Annotated in this window: 6 protein-coding genes; 4 read left to right on the top strand and 2 right to left on the bottom strand. The window is 68.6% G+C overall.

The window, feature by feature from the left end:
* The 4 genes from B4M62_RS05595 to B4M62_RS05580 all read left to right on the top strand — a co-directional run.
* Positions 1-1,129, top strand: a 1,129-nt coding sequence (locus B4M62_RS05595; protein WP_290705989.1) for a hypothetical protein, incomplete at its 5' end; no start/stop codon positions are given.
* 3 nt (positions 1,130-1,132) lie between these two features.
* A complete protein-coding gene (locus tag B4M62_RS05590; RefSeq protein WP_290705988.1) occupies positions 1,133-2,263 on the top strand; it encodes an alkaline phosphatase family protein in 1,131 nt (376 codons plus the stop codon).
* Between the two features lie 101 nt (positions 2,264-2,364).
* Positions 2,365-3,297, top strand: a complete 933-nt coding sequence (locus B4M62_RS05585; protein ID WP_290705987.1) for an SMP-30/gluconolactonase/LRE family protein — start codon at positions 2,365-2,367, stop codon at positions 3,295-3,297.
* Between the two features lie 19 nt (positions 3,298-3,316).
* A complete protein-coding gene (locus B4M62_RS05580) occupies positions 3,317-4,945 on the top strand; it encodes a hypothetical protein (protein ID WP_290705986.1) in 1,629 nt (542 codons plus the stop codon).
* Positions 4,946-5,108: 163 nt separating this feature from the next.
* On the opposite strand, the gene B4M62_RS05575 is transcribed toward B4M62_RS05580, so the two are convergent.
* Entirely contained in the window at positions 5,109-6,356 is a 1,248-nt protein-coding gene (locus B4M62_RS05575) for a lipase family protein (protein WP_290705985.1), read from the bottom strand.
* 222 nt (positions 6,357-6,578) lie between these two features.
* Positions 6,579-7,850, bottom strand: a complete 1,272-nt coding sequence (locus B4M62_RS05570; protein ID WP_290705984.1) for a M23 family metallopeptidase — start codon at positions 7,848-7,850, stop codon at positions 6,579-6,581.
* Between the last annotated feature and the right edge of the window lie 46 nt (positions 7,851-7,896).

Raw genomic sequence — 7,896 nt, 5'->3', positions numbered from 1 at the left:
GGTGAACCTCGGGCATTTCGATCCCGCCGCCGCCGCCAACGAAGCCGCGGCCGCGACGCGACGCCTCGGCGCCGGCCTGCGCGCCATCCAAATCGGCAACGAGCCCAACGTCCACGTCCTCCAAGCGCCGGGTGGCACCCGCCGCCCCTATGACCCGCAGGGCTACATCCGTGACGCCAGGGTCTATCGCCAAGCCATCCGCGCCGCCGCCGGGGCGGTACGTTTCGACGGTCCCAACACCGCGGCCGGCGCGGTGGGAATCCCCGCAATCGACAATCAGCTGTGGCCGTCGATGGTTGCGCCGTGGTTGACCGCCTATGTACAAGCCTTCGGTAAGCAGAGCCGCACCCTCAACCAACACTACTACCCGTTTGTGAACATCACCCGCCTCGGCGTTCCCGTCGCCGCGGCACGCGCGGCCGGCGCGCTGCCCACCGTCGACGGACTGCTGTCCCCCGATACCCGGGCCCGGCAGACGAAATTCCTGAGCCAGTTCACCGCGCTGGCCCACCGTGCCGGGTTGCGGCCGCAGTTGGCGGAAACCAACTCCGTGGCGAGAGAGGGACGTGAGGGCGTCACCAACTCCTTCGGCGCAGCACTATGGACCGTCGACTATTTGATGACGGCGGCCCGCCTCGGAGTCACCGGCGTCAACCTGCACAACCAGGTCGACGACTGCCAGAGCTATCCGGTGTTCTGCTTCGGCAGTCCCGCCGCGAAACGCAGCGACACCGCGCAGGTCAACCCCAACTACTACGGCACCCTGATGGTTCATCAAATGGTGGGCGGCGCAATCCTGCCGGTGACCGTCGACGCCGGTGGTGCCAGCATCACCGCGCATGCGGTGCGGATGGGCGATGGTTCGGTGAAGGTCATCGTCGACAACCTCGACCGCGCCTTCCGCGGCCGCATCGTGGTCAACGTGGCCGGCGGATCCGCCGGCGACGCCGAGGTCGCCCGGCTGACCGCCCCATCACCGGACGCCCTCAGCGGAACGCGGTATGCCGCCGCCACGGTCACCGCGGCCGGCGGCTTCACCCCCCGGGCAACCGAGCGGGCGAATCGGCGCAGCGGCCGCTACCGGCTACCCCTGACCACCCCGTCGGCACTCCTGATGACCGTGCGGTAGCCCGTGAATCACACCTTGGCCGACGTGCTGCCAGCCGTCGCCAGCGCCTTCGGCGGAGTTGCCGAGAACACCCTGGCCGTCGTTCCCGCCCGCGACATCGTCGTGCTCCTGATCGATGGTCTCGGGGGCGAACTGCTCGCCCGCCACCCCGAGGTCGCACCGGCCCTGGCGGCCGGCGTGCGGCGAACCCTCCGCGCCGGGTTTCCCGCCACCACCGCGACCAGCATCACGAGTCTCGCGGTCGGTGCCCCATGCGCCACCCACGGCATCATCGGATACAGCTTCGCGGTCCCGTCCGACGACGGCCTCGCGAACTTCAATGCACTGCGCTGGCGTCTGGGGAGCGCTGCCGGCCCCGACGCCCGCGCCGATCATCCGCCCGAACAGCTGCAGCCGTACCCGAGCACCATCGAGGGGCTGGTGGCCCGGGACATCGAGGTGCACTATGTGGTGCCCGGGTATCAGGCGACCTCCGGCCTGACGCGGGCCGCGTTCCGCACCGCCGGCACGCTCCACGACGCCGACACTCTCGACGCGGTACGCGACGGCATCCTGCGGGTGGCCACTCACTCGGGCACCACGAGACGATTCGCCTACGCCTACCACCCGGCGCTCGACATGACCGGCCACCTCTTCGGCTCCGAGTCTCCCGAGTGGCTCGCCGAGCTCTCCCGAATCGATCAGACGGTGGCCGGCCTGATGACCGACCTGCCCGGCAGTTGCACCCTGTTGATCACCGGCGACCACGGAATGATCAACGCGGGCACCGTGATCGACCTCGACGCCGATCCGCTCTTCCGGCACGACGTGGCACTGATTTCCGGCGAGGCCCGCGTTCGGCACGTGCATGCCGGTCGGCCCGGCGCCGTTCTCGACATCGCTGACCGCTGGACCGGCGGACTTGCCGGCAACGCGCGCATCGCCACCCGGGAACAGGCGCTCGACGAGCACTGGTTCGGCTCGACACCGCCGATCGCGACGATCCGACAACGAATCGGCGACCTCATCGCCGTCGCCGAGGGCGACACCGTTCTCGTGTGCCCGGCAGATGAACCACTCGAATCAGCGATGATCGGGCACCACGGCTCCTGGACCGACGACGAGCAGGCGGTGCCCCTGATCTCGAACCGCTAGTCGGTGTCCACGGATTCGGGCCGGAACCGACTCGGACACGATTCGGCCAATCGCCCCTGGCGACTGAACCCCGGCGATTCCGGCCGCGATAGCGTGACCGGATGCGTAGCACCACCGCGGCTCTCGTCCTCGCCGCAATCGTCGTGACCGTGTCGGCGACGTTGAGCACCCCTCCCGCCGCAACGGCTGCCCCGCCGTGTGGCTCACCGTCGGTCACCGTGCTCAGTACGGCGAAAGTTCCCGTCTTCGCGTGGTCGGAGAACCTCGGGTATGACCAGGGCGGGCGGCTATGGGTGTCGCGGCTGAACCAGGGCGAGGTCGAGCGCCTCTCAGCGCAGGGCCGGCGCACGGCGGTCGTCACCGTCGAGTCTCCCGGTGCCGTGCGCCTCGGCCCGGACGGCCTGATGTACGTGGCGTCCGGGACGACGACGATGAATATGCTGCCCGGCGCGGTCCGCACCGGCCGGGTCCTCCGATTCGATTCCACCGCCGCCCATCCGGTCCCGCACACCTTTGCGCGCGGCCTCGGGATGCCGAACGGGATGGCCTTTGGTGCTGACCGCGCCCTCTACGTCGCCGATGGCGCCCTGGGGGTACTGCGAATCCGCCCGAACGGCTCCGTCGACCGGGCCTGGTCTGCACAGACGGCCAGCGCAATCGCACCGTTGACCAACGGCTTGATAGTCGACGGCATCACGGCCGACGGCAACGACCTGTACGTCACCTTCATCGCGAGCCGGACCGGCCGGGTGCTGCGAATCCCGATCCACCATCCCGCTGCCGCGTCGACCCTCGATCTGACCGGGCCGCGGCCGGGATTTCTCGACGACCTCGCGACGCTTCCCCAGCACCGGCTTGCCGTCGCGACGGCGACCGGCCAGCTGATCACCGTGGACACGAAGACGGGGCGCACCTGCTCATACGACCTCGGGCAGCCGTTGACGGCCGCCGCGGTCGACCCCGTCGATTCGGCTCGATTGACCATCGGCACCGAATCGGGTGATCTTCTCTCCTTGCGCCTGCCCGCGCATTAGCGCTGTCTATGATCGCCGTATGAGTCCCCCACCGGGAAAATCGCGCGCGATCCTCGCCGTGGTCGCAGGTGTCGTTGCCGGTTCACTCCTGACCGGGCCGGGGCCGACGGTGGCCGGACCACAGCGGTGTGTGCCGTTCGGTACCGCCCAGGTTCCACCGGGGCTCCCGTCGACCGGCAACCGCACCGGCTTCGACACCCTTCCGCGCTATCGGGGCGGCGCCGCACCCGCCCGGGTGGATCTGCGCACCGAGCGCACCCAGTTCAACCGGTTCTGGGAGTTCGCGTTGATCGGCCACACCCTCATCGCGCGACCGCGTCACACGACGTCCTGGCGCGTCGTGCCCTTGCCGTCGTGCCTGCGCGGCCAACTCGATGCGATCTCTCTCGACGATGACGAGATGATCGGGATCGACCGCGAGCGGTGGATCTATACGATGGACAACGTCACCCAGTCACCGCTGCTGTGGAACTGGACCTCCGCGTGGGGCGCCATGCTGTGGACCGGCCCCGGTCAAACGCTTCCGCCGAACACGGTGCGCCCGCATGGGTGGGCGCTGTCGGTCACGTCGCCGACCGACAACCGTGCCTATCTCGATATCGCCGGCCGGGTTCACCCGAGCGGGCAAGCCAAGATGACTATGGTTCCGGCGCTCACCGGCGACGGCAGCCGCATCGTCTACGCGGACCCCTGGTTGCCCAACGACCGTTCGTACGAGGTGGGCGGTCCAGTGGGCGGGCGCTTCCAGTCGGTCGCGCTCTCCGCGTCGGCGTCGACGATGTTCGTCGTCAACCGATACGGCGACATGTACACGCGCACTTTCGATTTCGACTCGTCCGGCTCGGACTCGGTGTTCTTCCGCTACAGCTGGTTCCGGCAGGACGGCAAACCCAGCGCGGACAGCCTGGCACGGGAGTACGTCGACCGCTCCACCGCCGCCGTGCAGCTCCCCGCACCGGACTGGCAACGCCAGCCCAAGATTCCCGGCGAGATCACCTCGGCACTCACCGTCGTCTCCCCCGGACCGGGCCCGGAGAATCGCGAGCTGCGCGTCGAAGGACGCCAGAATGGCCGAAACGGCTTCTGGCACAAGAAACTTCACGCCCGGTCCTGGGTGTTCGTACCGACGGGAAGCCCGTTCGCGGGCGCGCTGCTGGCCAACACGCCCGGCGACATGTCATCGGCGACTCTCGCGCCGCCGATGCCGTGGCACCTGACCGCATCGTTGCCCTCGCGAACGGCGCTGGTCGACGGTCAGCTCCTCAACGACATCGGACTCCCCTACAGTGTGGTCGATCCACGGCTCCTCGATCAGGCGGGACTGTCGGCCGCGCCGTCGGGGTACCGGCTGACGGTAGCCAACTTTGATCCCGCCGCCACCACCCGGCCCGCCGTCGTCAGCACGCCGTCGGGCACCCGGATTCCGGTTCTCCTGCACACGGCCGACGGTATGCGCATGGCGCCGAGCAGCCCCGGGCTGACCGCTGTCCCGCGCCATCTCATCGGCGCCATCCAACTGCCCGCCGACGTCTACGCGGCGCGCCATACCGACCCCGCCGTGCGCCGGTTCTACCAGGAGTGGATGCGGGGTAAGCCGATCGCCCCCATCACATTGAGCGCCACTGCCGACGACCTCGTCGTGCGGTAGGTGTAGTACTAACCGGCCCCCTCGCCGCCGACCCCATACCGAGATCGGGGCAAGGCGCGGGCCCACCGTGTCGGCGTCCAGAACGTCCCCGGGACCTAACAGCTAGACCACCCCCCGGCCGGCCGCAGCCGGCAGACCGGTCAGCGCAGGTTCGCTGCTGCCTCTAGCAGTTACTGGGCGCGGGCCGGCCGTCGAACCGGTCCTGCAAAAACGCGAGGGCGGGCAGGATCCCGATCACGGCGGCCGACATGTGGTCGGGCGAGGGAGTCAGCAATGACTGCAGTCGCACTCCGGCGCGGCAGTAGCGGCGGTTCGTGCTGTCGATCGAACTGACCGGGATCAACACATCGGTAGGGCTGTGCCACTCGAAGATCGCGGTCTTGGGCACCCCCGGGTACAGGGCGAGGCTGTTCTCCTCCACCTTGTGGCGACCCGTCGGATCGTCGAAGAGGGCACGTCCACCGACGGCCACCTGCCGAGCGCTGTGTCCGGCTCCGACGCGGAGGATGTCGTTGGTACAGGCGTTGCGCAGTTCGCGGTACATCTGCTGGCCGAGCGGCGTCAGGTAGCGCCGCATCGGCAGGGCCGCCGGGTACTCGCGCGAGAGCCCGATCGCCGCCGCGAACGCCAGGCCAAAGGCCGGGTGCGGGTTGGCGTAGCCGAGCCCCTCAGCCATCTTGATGAGGTTCATCGGGACACCGCCGTACGCGGCGCCGGCGATCTTCAGATCCTTGGCATAGGTCGGCTGCAGCGCCGCGGCCCACGCGGTCGCCATGCCACCGCCCGAATAGCCGGCCAAACCGACGCGACTATGTTGCACGGCGGCCGGCTTGAACTGCTGGACCGCACGAATCCCGTCGAGGGTGATCTGCCCACCCAGCCGGGCAGCGCCGTATGCGCTGCGCGGACCGAGATGGTCGGGGATGGCCACGGTCCAGCCGCGTTGCAGCACAACATTGAGACCCGGCGCCTCGCGAATAGCGAGGTTCGGGTCGGTGGTCCACAGCGCCTGCGACGGAGCGCACTGCAACCCGGTTGCGTTGACGACGTGCTGGAACGACAGGAGCGGCGCGTTGACCATCTTCCGGTTCGGCACCATAACGGTGGTCACCGCGGCGATCGGCTGCCCCAATGAGTCGGAGCTGCGAAAGCTCAGCTGATAGGTGCGGACATCAAAGAACCCCGGGGGGTTGCTTCGCGAACGTGCGGCGAGGATGTCCCCGTTGCGCTTCTTGTCGAGGTTCGCCGGAGCCCGGTAGAAGGGGTCTGGCAGCGGCGTCGGCAACGCGGCGAGACCCGGGGCGAGCGGCGCAGGACGGGGCAGTGCGTGCCCGGACGAGGCCCCCAGGCTGGTCGCTGCCAGCGCTATTGCAATCGCTCCAACCGAAGCGGTGCGGATGCGTGCACGCATCGGTGACATACCCATCAACGTTCCCCGCCCCTGCCTGAAGTAGTCCAGCACAAGGTCCCAGGTTGGGTGGCACCAGTCACAAAAGTCAAATCCGCTGTTCGCGGCGTGTCTACATCAACCGACGGGTGGCATACGCCCCACCTGCACTATCATTGATTTTTGAGTGACCATCCGATAACTCAAGTTCTCAGAGTTACCAAATTGGTATCCAAAACTGCCGTCCTACCGCGGAAAGTCGACGATCACCGCATTCATCGGCAGCTCGTCGCGGCGGGTTTGCGGCGCGCCCAGCCGATCGGCGAAAAAGCGGCCCGTCGCATAGTCGTCCATGTCGCTGATCCGTTGTTGCGGGATGAACCCCAGGTAGCCGAACTCGCCGATCACGTAGGGGATACCGTCGCCGCCGACGAGGGTGGGTCCGTTCATCAGCTGGAAGTGCAGGTGCGGCGCATTGGAGTTCCCGGTGTTGCCCAGCCGGGCGATCACCTGTCCGGCCGTCACCCGCTGACCCGGCCGCACCAGAAGCGAGCCCTTCTGCAAATGCGCATAGGCCGCCCATACGCCGCCGCCGAGGTCCTGGATGATGTTGTTCCCGTCGACGGTCTCGACGGTAATGGTCTTCGCCAGCACCGGGTCGTCGGCCGGCAGGACACCGGGCCGGTTCGGTTCGAGTGTGTCCAGGGTCGAGGTGATCGTCCCGTCGGCGACGGCCCGCACCTCTTGCCCGTACCCGGCATAGCTCTCGTTGCGAATGCGGTCACCGGTCACGAATTCCCCGTCGTCGTTGGTCCGCATCCAGTCGATTGCAAAGCGCTGCGTGTTGGCGAGGCCGCCACTGAACGGGGCCAGCGCCGACACGTGCGCGGTGCCGATGCCGCAGCATCCGTTCATCGCGACCCAGTTCTTTCCGGCGACCGGCGCACCGATCGTGCGCGGGGTTCCCGCTGCCACATTCACCGGCCCGGCCAGGTAGCTGAGCGCCGTCGGCCGGGTCGCCGCCGGGCTGGCCGCCCCGGTGAGCGTCAACCGGTGCAATACGGTGGTCGGCGCGCCATCGAGCGATGGGAGGTCGATGCCGACGAGAACGGCGCGCGATTCCTGCGGACCGATCACCGACGAGTCGGCCGGCGCCGACGGGAGCCGCCGGAGCCGGTTGCAGTCGCCGTACGTGCAGGCCGGATCGACCAACTCCGGCCCCGACAGCGACGCGAGCACCGCGTCGGGCCGGTCGGCCCGGACCACCTCGATCTTTACGATGTTCGCCGGCACGGTGGCCGCGTTGGTCAGCTGGAGGTCATAGGCGATGTGGAACGTGCCGTCGGAGCCCTTGAACGGAAAGGTCGGCGCGCCGAGCTGGCTCACCACGACGGGGGTGTACGCCGGCGGGATCGAGAACGACGGAGCCTGGAGGGGCGCCGACGTCGACGAGCAGGCCGCCACCGTCACCACCGCGCCGATCCCGACGACGGCCCCGAGGACCCGCTGCAGTCTCATCGTCCAAGACTAGGCCCGTTGTCCCCGCCGAGTGGGCACCTCCACC

Source organism: Gordonia sp. UBA5067 (assembly GCF_002414845.1).
Lineage (GTDB): Bacteria > Actinomycetota > Actinomycetes > Mycobacteriales > Mycobacteriaceae > Gordonia > Gordonia defluvii.
The sequence above is the reverse complement of the archived record's forward strand: the minus strand, read 5'-3'. Positions and strand labels throughout refer to the sequence as shown.